Annotated in this window: 13 protein-coding genes; 5 read left to right on the forward strand and 8 right to left on the reverse strand. The window is 69.7% G+C overall.

Going from position 1 to position 12,667, the window contains the following annotated elements:
- The first annotated feature begins 58 nt into the window (after nucleotides 1-58).
- Nucleotides 59-679: a TetR/AcrR family transcriptional regulator gene (locus ACWF82_RS30690; protein WP_452506836.1), complete on the forward strand. Its 621-nt coding sequence runs from the start codon at nucleotides 59-61 to the stop codon at nucleotides 677-679.
- A 70-nt stretch (nucleotides 680-749) separates the two neighbouring features.
- Nucleotides 750-1,214, forward strand: coding sequence for a winged helix-turn-helix transcriptional regulator (locus ACWF82_RS30695; protein WP_452506838.1), 465 nt, complete (start codon nucleotides 750-752; stop codon nucleotides 1,212-1,214).
- Nucleotides 1,215-1,304: 90 nt separating this feature from the next.
- Here ACWF82_RS30695 and ACWF82_RS30700 read toward each other — a convergent pair whose 3' ends face one another.
- Nucleotides 1,305-2,000, reverse strand: a complete 696-nt coding sequence (locus ACWF82_RS30700; RefSeq protein ID WP_452506840.1) for a nitroreductase family protein — start codon at nucleotides 1,998-2,000, stop codon at nucleotides 1,305-1,307.
- A 110-nt stretch (nucleotides 2,001-2,110) separates the two neighbouring features.
- Nucleotides 2,111-3,955: a vWA domain-containing protein gene (locus ACWF82_RS30705; protein WP_452506842.1), complete on the reverse strand. Its 1,845-nt coding sequence runs from the start codon at nucleotides 3,953-3,955 to the stop codon at nucleotides 2,111-2,113.
- Nucleotides 3,956-4,163: 208 nt separating this feature from the next.
- Here ACWF82_RS30705 and ACWF82_RS30710 point away from each other — a divergent pair, with 208 nt between their 5' ends.
- A complete protein-coding gene (locus ACWF82_RS30710; protein ID WP_452506844.1) occupies nucleotides 4,164-6,077 on the forward strand; it encodes an Eco57I restriction-modification methylase domain-containing protein in 1,914 nt (637 codons plus the stop codon).
- Here ACWF82_RS30710 and ACWF82_RS30715 read toward each other — a convergent pair.
- From ACWF82_RS30715 to ACWF82_RS30735, 5 genes are all read right to left on the reverse strand, one after another.
- Complete coding sequence (locus ACWF82_RS30715) at nucleotides 6,071-6,694, reverse strand: TetR/AcrR family transcriptional regulator (protein WP_452506846.1); 624 nt, start codon at nucleotides 6,692-6,694, stop codon at nucleotides 6,071-6,073. The genes ACWF82_RS30710 and ACWF82_RS30715 overlap by 7 nt on opposite strands.
- 7 nt (nucleotides 6,695-6,701) lie before the next feature.
- Nucleotides 6,702-6,881 (reverse strand): hypothetical protein, encoded by a 180-nt coding sequence (locus ACWF82_RS30720; protein WP_452506867.1) that lies wholly within the window; start codon nucleotides 6,879-6,881, stop codon nucleotides 6,702-6,704.
- Between the two features lie 125 nt (nucleotides 6,882-7,006).
- Nucleotides 7,007-7,522: a gamma carbonic anhydrase family protein gene (locus tag ACWF82_RS30725; protein WP_452506848.1), complete on the reverse strand. Its 516-nt coding sequence runs from the start codon at nucleotides 7,520-7,522 to the stop codon at nucleotides 7,007-7,009.
- 7 nt (nucleotides 7,523-7,529) lie between these two features.
- The gene (locus ACWF82_RS30730) at nucleotides 7,530-8,486 is read right to left on the reverse strand and encodes a GlxA family transcriptional regulator (RefSeq protein ID WP_452506850.1); all 957 of its coding nucleotides are present in this window, start codon (nucleotides 8,484-8,486) and stop codon (nucleotides 7,530-7,532) included.
- Between the two features lie 132 nt (nucleotides 8,487-8,618).
- Nucleotides 8,619-9,278, reverse strand: coding sequence for a hypothetical protein (locus tag ACWF82_RS30735; protein WP_452506852.1), 660 nt, complete (start codon nucleotides 9,276-9,278; stop codon nucleotides 8,619-8,621).
- A gap of 109 nt (nucleotides 9,279-9,387) precedes the next feature.
- On the opposite strand from ACWF82_RS30735, the gene ald reads away from it, so the two are divergent.
- Nucleotides 9,388-10,500: an alanine dehydrogenase gene (gene ald / locus ACWF82_RS30740; protein WP_452506854.1), complete on the forward strand. Its 1,113-nt coding sequence runs from the start codon at nucleotides 9,388-9,390 to the stop codon at nucleotides 10,498-10,500.
- Between the two features lie 4 nt (nucleotides 10,501-10,504).
- Here ald and sigJ read toward each other — a convergent pair whose 3' ends face one another.
- The gene (gene sigJ / locus ACWF82_RS30745) at nucleotides 10,505-11,443 is read right to left on the reverse strand and encodes an RNA polymerase sigma factor SigJ (protein WP_452506856.1); all 939 of its coding nucleotides are present in this window, start codon (nucleotides 11,441-11,443) and stop codon (nucleotides 10,505-10,507) included.
- 117 nt (nucleotides 11,444-11,560) lie between these two features.
- Here sigJ and ACWF82_RS30750 point away from each other — a divergent pair, with 117 nt between their 5' ends.
- Nucleotides 11,561-12,484: a cobalamin biosynthesis protein gene (locus tag ACWF82_RS30750; protein ID WP_452506869.1), complete on the forward strand. Its 924-nt coding sequence runs from the start codon at nucleotides 11,561-11,563 to the stop codon at nucleotides 12,482-12,484.
- Nucleotides 12,485-12,667: the final 183 nt, after the last annotated feature.

Consider the following 12,667-nt stretch of genomic DNA (forward strand, 5'->3'; position numbering starts at 1 on the left):
AGTGAGCCTAAGCCGCTCCGGCAATCAAAAGCAAGGGAATCTGCTTTAAGCTCGAGAGGTGACCACGACAGACGAAGATGCGCCGCAGCGGCGACCGGGGGGCCGGTCGGCGCGCGTTCGCGAGGCGGTCCACCAGGCGGTGCTGGACGCGATCATCGAGCACGGCGTCGATCGGGTCGGGATTCCCGACATCAGCCGCCGGGCCGGGGTCCGGGACAGCTCCATCTACCGGCGGTGGGGTAGTCGCGAGAACCTGCTCCTCGACGTGCTGCTCGAATACAGCCGGCGAGTTCTTCCCGTGCCCGATACCGGCACGTTCCGGGGTGACCTCGCCGCGTTCGCCACCGAACTCGCGGCCTATCTCGAGACGCCCCTGGGCGGCGGTCTGTCTCGCGCGCTCGCCTATGTCACCGATACCGAGGACATGGCCGAAGCGCGCGATGCGTTCTGGGACAGTCGATTCCTCGCGGTGCGGCCGCTGTTCGATCGTGCTGTCGAACGCGGTGAGATTCCCCCGGACACCGACATGCGGTTCGCTCTCGATCTGCTCATCGGGCCACTGCATCTCCGCACGACGCTCACTCGCCGGCCGGCCGGTGCCGACTTCGTCGACCAGCTGGCGGCCCATGTGGTGCGGGCGCTGCGGCCCGGCGCAACCGAGCGCGCTGCCGGTGAGTAGGGAACCGGGCTACCTTCGGCCGGTGCCGACACCTGCCGCCCCAGGCGGTCATGACGCGCATAATGGCAGGGTGCGCTATGAGGAACTCGCCGACGTCCCGTGTTCGATCACGCGGCCGCTGGTGATCTTCGGGGACCGGTGGACATTGCTGGTGCTCAAGTACTGCTTTGCCGGGGTGCGGCGGTTCAACGCGTTTCAGAGTGCGCTGGGGATCTCACGGAGCCGGTTGCAGGATCGGCTGGATCGGCTGATCGAGCACGAGATCCTGGTGAAGCGGCCCGCCGAGGACGGCGCGTACGAGGAGTACCGGCTGACCGAGAAAGGTCACGCCATCTACCCGATCCTGATGGCGATCCGGGACTGGGGCGATGCGTACATGGCACCGGACGGCCCACCGGTGCGGTACCGGCACAAGGGCTGCGGCGGCGAAGCCCACGCACACCTGACCTGCGACAAGTGCGAATCCGAAGTCGCCGCACGAGACATCGTGCCCGAACCGGGCCCCGGCCTCACCTCGACTTCCCGTTCCGCCTGAGGCAATCACCTGGACGGACGATCACCACGCTCTGGTGTGAGTATCGGCCGAGAGCCGGCCTGCGTCAGAGCGTGGTGATCTTGGTTCGAATCAGCTGGTGTGCCAGGTGATCTGGTTGTCCAGGGGGGCGCGGGTGGTGCGGAAGGTGTTGATCGGGTGGTCGGGGTCGGGGTAGCCGAAGGAGACTCCGAAGACGACCTTGCGGTGGGTGGGGAGGTCGAAGTGGGCGCGGAGGAACGGGGAGTAGGAGGCCAGGGCGGCTTGGGGGGCGGCGGCGAGGCCGAGGGCTTGGGCGCCGAGGAGGAAGGATTCGAGCCAGAGGCCGCAGTCGATGGCGCCGTAGATGCCGAGGTCGGCTTCGGAGGTGACGATGGCGACGTGGGGTGCGTCGAAGAATTCGAAGTTGCGGACCATCTGGCGCATCGTCTTCTCGTGGTCGCCCTTGGCGATGCCGACGCTGTCGTAGAGCTGGAAGCCGCACTCGCGCCTGCGGTCGCGGTAGACACCCGCGTATTGGGCGGGGAATTCGAAATCCGGTGCGGTGCCGTTGGTCTGGATGTGGGTGAGCAGTTCCTTGCGGAACCGCTCGGTGCCTTCGCCCGCGGTGACGACGACCTGCCACGGCTGGGTGTTGCACCACGACGGGGTGCGCTGGGCGAGGGTCAGCAGTCGTTCGATGGTCGCGCGGTCGACCTCGTCGGGGCGGAATTGCCTGCAGGTCCAGCGCTCGTCGGCCAGGCGCTGGAGCGCGGCGAAATCGCTGCTGTCGTGGTCGGTCGGCGCCATCGTGCAGCTCCCTGTGTCGGTCTCATTTTGAGACCAGGTTAGCAGCCGGTCCGGATACGCGGAACCCGCCGGCACCCACGAAAATCGGGTGCCGGCGGGCTCGGGGTGAGTCAGGCGCGCCGTCGGGCAACCGCCCAGATCGCCACACCGATGCCGACCAGCACGACCACACCGACACCGATGCCGACGATGGCCGCCCACGGCGTCGCCGAGTCCGAACCATGCACGGCGACAGGCTTTTCCGCGCCCGGCGAGGACTGCTCACCGAGGACGTCGGCGCCACCGGTCACATAGGTCGGCCCGGCTTCGACGGCCCCCGCGACGGTGACGTCGAGTTCGATCGGCGTTGGCGGCATCGTGTCGGCGCCGATCGGCAGACCGACCTTGACCGCGAGGTAATGCCACCCGGCCACCGACTGACGCCGCATCTCCGTCTCGGCCGCGTCCCGGTTGGCGTACCGGATCGGCACCGACGCCACGGTCAGATCCGTGGTGGTCTTGCCGGTGTAAGCCGAAGTGTCGGAGTCGATCTCGCGGCCCAGCGGCGAGAACAGCGTGGTCTCGACATTCGTGGCGGCGGTGTAGCCCGCTCCACCGGTTTCGGCGAAGCGCACCCGGTAGGCCAGGCCCTGTCCCCAGTCGAGCCGCACGCGGTAGAAGACGTACTCGCCGGACTGCAGCGTGTCGGTGTAGCGGCCGCTGCCTTCCAGCGTCGCGGCGACGGTGAACGAGCCGCCGCCGCTGATCGGCTCGGCCGCACCGCCGGGATCGGTGAAGGTGGTCTTCGTCGAGACCGCGGCGGCGCCGGGATCGGTGACGCCCGGTTCGATGCCGACGAGAATCTCGAGCGGCAGCCGCGCGGGCGCGCCCTCCGGTGCGATGTCCCAGTTCATCTCGAAGTAGTAGCGGCCGCCGCCCTTGCACGTGTCCGAGCTGCCACCGCTGGGCTGCTCGGCCGCGCCCTGGAAGGTGCTCGCGACGGTGAGCGCGACGCCATCACTGGTTCTGGTTTCGAGCTCGCGTTCGCGGGCGCCGCAGTCCGTGCCGTCGCGACCGTAGACGCGCAGCTCCAGCACACCCATGTCGTCGGTGATGGATACGCCGGTCGCGCGCGGGAACGAGACGATCCCGGTGAAGTACGCGGTCGCGCCCGCCGGCACATCCACCGCGTAGAACCGTTTCTCCTGCTGACCGATGGTGTCGAGGTATTGACCGGGCTCGGCGACCGGCGCGGTCCGGTAGCTGTCGGTGCCGGTGATCGGGGTGCCGGTGGCCTGGTAGTTGCGCAGGGCCGCCGAACTGACGCGCGGCAGAATGCGTTCCAGCGCCGCACCGTCGGCCGCGTCACTGTAGCTGCCGCCGGTCGCCTGTGCCATGCAGGTGAGCTGGGCGCGGGCCTTGTCGTCGACGGCGAAACCGATCGAGTGCACGACCAGGTCGACACCCTTGCGCTTCAGCTCCTTGGCGACCTCGCACGGATCGGGCGGCGCGCAGGTGTCGTCACCGTCGGAGACAAGCACGATCGAGCGCGGACCCGAGGACGGCAATGCCTCGGCGGCCTGGCGCAGCGCGGTGCCCATGGGGGTCCACCCGCGGGCCTGGATGCCGTCGACGGCGCTGGTGAGCGCGGGCTTGTCGATGGTGCCGGGCTGCCGCAAGATCTGGACGTCGCGGCAGCCCGCGGCCTTGTCGGCCTCGTCGTTGCTGGTACCGGTGCCGTAGGTGGCGAGCCCGACCTTGGCTTCGGCCGGCGCCGAGTCGACGAAGGTGCGCACGGCCTTCTTCGCGGAATCCATCATGGTGGCGCCTTGGTCGGGGCGCTGCATGGACCCGGACGCGTCCAGGATGAGCATGGTCGGTGCGTACTGCGCCGGGTCGGCGTGCGCCGTAGCCACGGGGAGCAGGGTGAGCGCTGTGGCGGTCAGTGCCGCGGCCAGCGTCCGGAATCTCGACATCGTCCTCGAACTTCATCACTCGGAATGAAACCGGACAGACGATACAGACTGGTCAGGGTCGGTGGTAACCCCAAAATCGGTGGCACAAGCGACCGTTTGCCGGACGAAATGATGTAGTGGCAGGTAACGATCGGTTTTTCGCGCGGATCCCCGTCCACGGCCTCGCGCCTGCTGCACGACAACGGCCTCCAGGGGCACAATCGAGCGCATGGCTTCGCAGGCCCGGGACGCGCAGGAGCGCAAACGGCACGGCAGGCACTACACCCCGCCCGCCCTCGCGCGGTTCCTGGCGCGGCGGGCGCTACTGCACGCGCCACACACCGGTGAGCTGCGCGTGCTCGACCCGGCTTGCGGTGACGGCGAGTTACTCCTCGCGGTGCGCCGGGAGGTCGCACCGGACGTCACGGTACGGCTGACCGGCTACGACCTGGACCGGCGGGCCGTCGCCGAAACGGCCGAGCGTGCCGCCGCCGAAGGCATCGAGATCGAGTGCCGGGCAGGCGATTTCCTCGCCGCGTCGGCACGCATCACCGACGGTTCGTTCGACCTGGTCATCAGCAATCCGCCGTATGTGCGGACCCAGCAGCTCGGCGGTGCGACGGCACAGCTGCTGAGCAAGCAGTTCGGTCTGCGCGGGCGCATCGACCTCACCCATCCGTTCGTGGCGATCGCGCCCCGGCTGCTCGCCGCCGACGGCGTCCTCGGATTGCTCTGTGCCAACCGGTTTCTCACCACCAGAGCGGGTGCGAATCTGCGCCGGATCCTCACCAGCGAGCTGCATCCGGCCGAGCTCTACGACCTCGGCGACACCAAGCTCTTCGCGGCCGCGGTGCTGCCCGCTATCACGGTCGCCACGCGCGCGCCCACGGAATACGACTGCCGGTATGTCTCGGTCTACGAAGAACCCGGCGCCGAACCCGACTGCACCACCGACTTGTTCGATGCGCTGGCCGGGGACACCGCCTGCCTGGTCGGCGACGGCGGACGGGTGTTCGCCGTCGAGGTGGGCGTGCTGTCCACCGGATCGGATGCCGGGACGGTCAGCGCACGGCCGCAGCGAATGCCGTCGACGGGCGGGCCGAGCGCGGACGCCGCACCGACCGGGCTCGGTGGACAGTCTCCGGGTCCCGGCGGCGCACGCCCGGGTAGGGACCTTCCGGAGCTCGACGGGGCGATCGCCGCGCAAGCCGCCGCTCGATCCGGCGTGGGCCTGCCGAAGTCCGACCGGCTCGCAGTCGCCGAGATCGGTCGATCCGGCGGGCCTGACCGGGCGGGAGTTGCTCGCCCTGCCCAGTCCGGCGACATCGCCTGGCGCATGTCACGGCCCGCCCTCGACAGCTGGCTCGGCACGATCGCGGACAGCACCTGGCGCACCTTCGGTGACACCGCCCGTATCCGCGTCGGCATCAAGACCACCGCCGACCGGGTGTTCATCTCCGATTGCTGGGACCAGATGGATCCGACCCCGGAACCGGAACTGTTGCGGCAGTTGATCACCCACCACGATCTGCAACCGTGGCGGATCGGGCGCGATCGCGGCACCAGGGTGCTCTACCCCTACGACCTCATGCAGCCGCGCCGCACGCCCGTCGACCTCGCCGAATTCCCCGGCGCCGCAGAGTATCTGCGCTCACACGAGCAGGTGCTGTCCGGCCGCAGATACGTGCTGGACGGCGGCCGGAAGTGGTTCGAGATCTGGGTCCCGCAGCGCCCGCACCTGTGGGGCGCGCCGAAACTGGTGTTCCCCGACATCAGCGAGCGACCCCGGTTCGCGCTCGACCGGTCCGGCGCGGTGGTCAACGGCGACTGCTACTGGATCTCGCTCACCGATCTCGGAACCGGCGCGCAGGCGACCGATCTCGCGTATCTGCTGATGGGCGTCGCGAATTCGGCGCTGGGACTGCGGTTCTACGACGCGGTGTGTGGCAACCGGCTGTATTCGGGGCGACGGCGCTGGATCACCCAGTACGTGGCCCGGCTGCCACTGCCCGATCCGGCCAGTCCCGCGTCGGCCGAGATCGTCGGGCGGGTGCGGGCCGTGCTGGAAGACGGTGTCCCCGTGGCGGAGGCGAACATCGACGAGGCCGTCGCCGCCGCGTTCGGGGTGCCCGGCGCTCAGTGAGCGACGCGGATGCCGACCATCGGTAGCAGGGTGCGGCGGGCGAAGTCGCGGCCCGCCGCCGGGTCGTCGAGGGGGATGAGACCGTCCGGGGTGAGCGCCAGCGAGAGCGCGAGCCGCGCCATGATCTCGGCGACCAGGTCGGGATCGAAGTCGGGGACCGTCGCGCCCGCCTGCAATTCGCGCAGCTTGTCGGCGAGATAGGCGCGCCCGACCGCGAGGATCGGGCCCGCTTCGGTGGTGAGCCTGGGCAGGATGATCTCCGGTTCGGTACCGAGCAGCCTGCGCAGCAGCTCGTTGCCCGCGATGGTCGTCACGAACGCGACGAAGATCTCGACGAGCTGTTCGCCGGGCTCGGTGACCGCGCGCACCCGCTCGTCGATCTCGGTGACATAGCGCTGGGCCTCCCGCACGCCCACCGCTTCGACCAGGTCGTTCTTGGATTCGTAGCGCCGGTACAGGGTGGCGGGGCTGATGCCTGCCCGCCGGGCGATCTCGCCCATACTCGTGCGTTTGATGCCGAAGTCGAGAAACGCCGACAGCGCGCTGTCGAGCAGCTTCTCCCCGTCGGTGACGGGTTTTTCCAGTATCCGCGCGAGGATGGACGAGACGGTAGGCATCGTCCCATTATCCTTGTGGCGGCAGATCCAGGGCGACCATCTCCTGCTCGATCGCATTGGCCGCGAAGTGGACCCCGCGAGAACGTAATTCGTGAACCCGGCACTGGAGTGCCTCGATTCCGCCGGGCTGGGCGGCGATATCGGCCACGCTGAGCCGTCCCCCTGCTCGGTGCACACCGGAATGCATGTATGCCACCGTGATACCTCCTACCTCGCGTATCCGGTGCCGGCCGCCACACTCTATGGCCGGACGCAATACGCAGGGCAAATGCTATCAGGTATCCCAACTGGTCACTTGCTCAGTGTGATGACTCACAACACCTCGGCCGTACGATGCGCCGCCAGATTGTGCACATAGACGGCCGCGTTGAGCTTGATTCCGTCCTGCTGCGCCTCGGTCAGTTCCTTGCGTACCTTGCCGGGGACGCCGGCCACCAGCGAGCCGGGCGGAATCTGCGCACCCTCGGGGATCAGGGCATTGGCCGCGATCAGGCTGCCCGCGCCGATCACCGCGCCGTTGAGAACGGTCGCGCCCATGCCGACCAGCACGTCGTCGCCGATGGTGCAGCCGTGCAGAATCGCGTTGTGTCCCACCGAGACTCCACTGCCGACGGTGAGCGGGAAACCGGGGTCGGCGTGCAGGACGCAACCGTCCTGGATATTGGTGCGCGCGCCAAGAGTGATCTGCTCGAGGTCGCCGCGCAGCACAGCCGAATACCAGACGCCGACCTCGGCGGCCAGGCTCACCCGCCCGATGACGGTCGCGTTCGGCGCGATCCAGGCAGTGTCGTCGATTTCCGGCGCGAACCCGGACACCTTGATGATCATGCGGTGATTATTGCGCCGCCCCGCGGAACTGGGCGCGGTGGGCCGCCGGACTGGTGCCGAGCATGCGATGGAAGTGGTGGCGCAGGATCACCGCGCTGCCGAAACCGGTGTCGCGCGCGATCCGGTCGACGGTCTCGTCGGTCGACTCCAGCAGCAGCCGGGCATGGTCGGTGCGCTGCTGCAACAGCCACTGCTGCGGGCTGGTGCCGGTGCGTTCGCGGAATCGCCGGGTGAAGGTGCGCCGCGACATGAGCGCCGCGCGCGACCAGATGTCGAGATCGATCCCCGTGCCGAGGTGGGTGCGCGCCCACACCATCGCCTGCTCGATCGGGTCTGCGGTGTCCTCGTCGGGGACCGCGACCGGGATGAACTGGGCCTGCGAACCATTGCGATGCGGCGCGGTGACCAGCGCGCGGGCGAGCTCGGTGGCCGCGCGGGCGCCGAGGTCGCCGCGGACGATGTGCAGGCAGCAGTCCAGCGCGGCGGCGACGCCCGCGGAGGTGATCACGTCGCCGAGGTCGGTCCACAGGGTGTCGGCGCGCACCCGGACTCGCGGATAGGCGCGGGCCATGGCCTCCGCGGCGGCCCAGTGCGTGGTGAGTTCGCGGCCGTCGGCCAGGCCCGTCGCCGCGATCGCCCAGGCGCCGAGGCACAGCCCGACCAGCCGGGCGCCGTTCGCGTGCGCGGTGTGCACCGCGTCGTTCAGGCCGGGGGAGACGTCCAGATCGCGGAGCCAGCCGGGGAAGACCACCAGCTCGGCCGCGGCGACGGTATCGAGATCGTGGTGCACGGTGATGTCGAAACCCGCTGCGGTGGACAGGGTTCCGGGCTGCTCGGCGCACACCCGCACGTCGTAGGGTGACACGTCGTCGACGCCGGTGCCGGAGCGGCCGAGTACCAGCGTGGGCACCGCCAGATGGAACGGGCTGATCCCGTCGAACGCGATGACCGCCACCGAGCGCATGGCCTGATCTTAGCGATGAGTGGCCTGCAGGCCACTGTCGTGGGGTGCCGCGGTCGGCGAAAGTTGTCGGGATGACCGAGTTGACGATCGCGCCTGGCGGCTGAGAGCTGCGTCCTCGGCTTGTTGTCTGTGTTAACGGCGGCACCATACGAAACGATTGGTTTCGAAACGCATAGTTTCGTAACCCGCGCCCGATCCACCGGGCGCGGGTTCCCTGACTGCAGGAGATGAGTTGCTGAAGAAACGAATGAGCGGCCGGTCGCGCACGCTGGTGCGGGTGCTGCTGGCCCTGGTCGCGCTGGTGCTGGCGCTGACCGCGTGTTCGTCGAACGGGTCCGGTTCGGGTGGGCCGGGGTCGAGTTCGGTGTCCAAGACCTCGGTCGCCACGACGACGCCCGCGACGAGTTCGGTGACGCCGTCCGCGAATCCGGGCGCACCCGGTGACGGGGCGTCGGGCAACGGCGGCCAGTCGGCGCCGGAGTCGTCGTGGTACCACTCGCCCACGCAGGCACCGGAGTCGTCGTGGTACCACTCGCCGACGCAGGAGCCGCCGCCGGGATACAACTGTGTGCCCGGCCCGGATTGCGGCACGGACAGCTGCGGACACAACGAATGCGGATTGCCGCCGGGCCACACCTGCATGCCGGGTCCGGATTGCGGCACCGACAACTGTGGCCCCGGCCAGTGCGGCGAAACACCGCCGACGACCACCGTCGCGCCACCGGCGACGACACAGCCGGTGACGACCACGCCGGCGGCAAGCTCCGCCCCGCCGCCCGCGACGACCACCACCGGCGCCGCTCCCGCGGCGGCATCGGTGACACCGTCACCGTGAACCTGGCTCCGACACGCGATGATCCAACCGGCTGACTCCTGTCGATGGGAGTCCTAAGCTGGCGCAATGACGGGAACAGGCGGAACGGTCGGTGTGCCGGCGGAGGTCAAACCGCAGGAGTTCCGGGTGGCGCTCACCCCGGCGGGCGCCACCGAACTGGCCGCCCACGGGCACGAGGTGCTCGTGCAGGCCGGTGCCGGAACAGGTTCGGGATTCGGCGACGAGGACTATCTCGCCGCCGGCGCCAGGATCGTGCCGGACGCCGATGCGGTCTGGGCCGAGGCCGGGCTGATCCTGAAGGTGAAAGAGCCCATCGCGCAGGAGTATTCGCTGATGCGGCGCGGCCAGGTGCTGTTCACCTATCTGCACCTGGCCGCGTCGAAGGAATGCACCGACGCGATCCTGGACTGCGGGATCACCGCGATCGCTTACGAAACGGTGCGGGCCGCGGACGGTTCGCTGCCGCTGCTCGCGCCGATGAGTGAGGTCGCGGGCAAGCTCGGTACCCAGGTGGGCGCCTATCACCTGATGGCGCCCATGGGCGGCGAGGGCACGCTGCTCGGCGGGGTCCCCGGCGTGCGCCCGGCCGATGTGGTGGTGCTCGGCGGCGGCGTCGCGGGGACCAACGCGGCGAGCGTCGCGGTGGGGATGGGCGCCAGGGTGAGCGTCCTCGATACCAATCTGGCGCGGTTACGCGAGCTCGACGCCCGCTTCGCGGGCCGGGTCGGCACCCTCGCCTCGCACGCGCTCGAGATCGAAAAGGCCGTGCTCGCCGCGGATCTGGTGATCGGGTCGGTGCTGGTGCCCGGCGCCAAGGCGCCCAAGCTGGTGTCCGACGAGCTCGTCGCGGGGATGCGTCCCGGTTCGGTGCTCGTCGACATCGCCGTCGACCAGGGTGGTTGCTTCGCCTCCACCCGGCCGACGACGCACGCCGATCCGACCTTCCCCGTGGCGAATTCGCTGTTCTACTGCGTCGCGAACATGCCCGGCGCGGTGCCGCACACCTCCACCGTTGCGCTCACCAACGCCACCCTGCCGTTCGCGATCGCGATCGCCGACAAGGGCTGGCGTGGTGCGTGCACCGCCGATCCCGGACTGGCTGCCGGGCTCACGGCCGTCGACGGAAAACTGCTGTCGTCCGAAGTGGCCGCGGCGCACGGGTATTCGCTCGGCGTCTGAGCTTCTACTCGCCGGCGCCCAGGTACCAGTCCGGTGCGCCCTCGGTCGGCAGGTCGTGCAGCTTGTCGGGGTTGCGGACGATGTTGATCGCGACGATGCGGCCGGAGTCGACGACGAACGAGAAGACGCCGGTGTTGGCGCCGTCGAACACCACCAGGCCGGGCGCACCGTTGACCAGGACCGCCCGGCCCCACGCCCCGGACGCCGACGGCGCGTGGTACCAGCCCAGCAGCGCCTTGGCGATGAGCTCGGCGCCGCGCAGCGGCTGGCGGATGGCGGGCACCTTGCCGCCACCGTCGGCGGTGAGCACCACGTTCTCGTCGAGGACGCCGAGCAGCGAGCTCAGATCACCCGAGCGCCAGGCCAGGGAGAACGCCGAGACGACCTTCTCCTGTTCGGCGGGCGAGGCGGGGAAGCGCGGGGTGCCGGACTCCACGTGCTTGCGGGCGCGGGAGGCGAGCTGACGGACGGCGGCCGGGGTGCGGCCGACGACCTCGGCGACCTCGGGGCCGGTCATACCGAACACGTCCTGCAAGACGAAAGCCGTTCGCTCGGCCGGGGACAGCGATTCCAGCACGACCAGCAGCGCGGTGGTGACCCGTTCGTCCTGGGAGATCCGGTCGGCCGGGTCGTCCCAGGTGGTGACCTCCGGTTCCGGCAGCCATTCACCGACGTACTGTTCGCGGCGGGCGCGCGCCGAACCGAGGTGATCGAGGGCGAGCCTGCCGGTGACGGTGGTCAGCCAGGCGCGCAGGTTGTCGATCTCGCCCGCCTTGCCCGCCTCGTGGTGGCGTTGCAGGCGCAGCCACGCGTCCTGCACCACGTCCTCGGCGTCGGTGAGGCTGCCGAGCGTGCTGTAGGCGAGGCGGCGCAGGTAGGGGCGGTGTTCCTCGAAGCGGCGGGCCAGTTCGGCCTGGTCGAGCTGCTGGGATGCGTCGGTCATCGTTGTTCGCCGTTCGGTCGTCTGGCCCGGTGTGGGCGAGTGTATGAGGGTCGTCGCAGAGATGACGAATCAGCGGAGCCGGGTGTGACATTCCCGCTGTCGGCTACCCTCGGCCGGGTGCAGAAGGGGACATCGACCGCGGTCGGGCTGATGCTGGGATTCGCGCTCGACCGAGTGTTCGCCGATCCGCGCCGCTGGCATCCGGTTGCCGGATTCGGCTCAGCGGCAGCGGCTTTGGAACAGGTGACCTATGCCGACGATCGGCGTGCCGGTGTGGTGCACGAGGTTGTCGCGGTGGGTTCGGTGGTCGGGATCGGGGTGCTGGCCGCGCGCGGCGGTGTGCTCGCGACCGCGCTGGCCACGTGGACCGCCCTCGGTGGACGCAGCCTGGCGCGGGCCGGGCAGGCGATGGCCGAGCGGCTCGACGCCGGGGACATCGACGGTGCCCGGGAGCTGCTGCCCTCGCTGTGTGGGCGTGATCCGTCGGTGCTGGACGCGGACGGATTGGCCCGCGCGGCGCTGGAATCGGTCGCCGAGAACACCGCCGACGCGACTGTCGCGCCGCTGCTGTGGGGTGCTGTCGCCGGGGTGCCGGGGCTGCTCGGGTACCGGGCCGTCAACACGCTCGACGCGATGGTCGGCTACCGCAACGAGCGGTACCTGCGGTTCGGATGGGCCGCCGCGAGGACCGATGATCTGGCGAATGTCGTTCCCGCCCGGGTCACCGGACTGATCACGGCCGCGCTCGCGCCGCTGGTCGGTGGGACGCCCGCCGCCGCGTGGCGGGCGTGGCGGCGGGATGCGGCCAAGCACCCGAGTCCGAATGCCGGGGTCGTGGAAGCGTCCATGGCCGGTGCCCTCGGTGTTCGGCTCGGCGGGCGAACTCAGTACCGGCACGGTGCGGAACTGCGGCCGACGCTCGGGGATGGGCCCGCGCCGACTACTGCGGATTTGCGGCGGGCCGTGCGGATGTCGGAAGCGGTGCAGGTGGGGGCGCTGGTGGTGTCGGTGGTGGTTGCGGGGGTGCGCCGGCGGCGGTGACATGGTGGCTGCGTCGGTGCTCCGGCAGGGGTGAGGATGCGGCTAGGACTTGGTGTTCGGTGGTCCCAGGACGGTATGCGCTGTGTTTTTGGCGCGCTGGCGCGCGCGTGTTCGCGGCCCCTTATGTCCCGCCGATGAGATGCCGGTGCTTGCGCCGTAGTCGCTTGCGCAACGGCCTCTCAT

The sequence above is a fragment of the Nocardia sp. NPDC055053 genome (assembly GCF_053608285.1).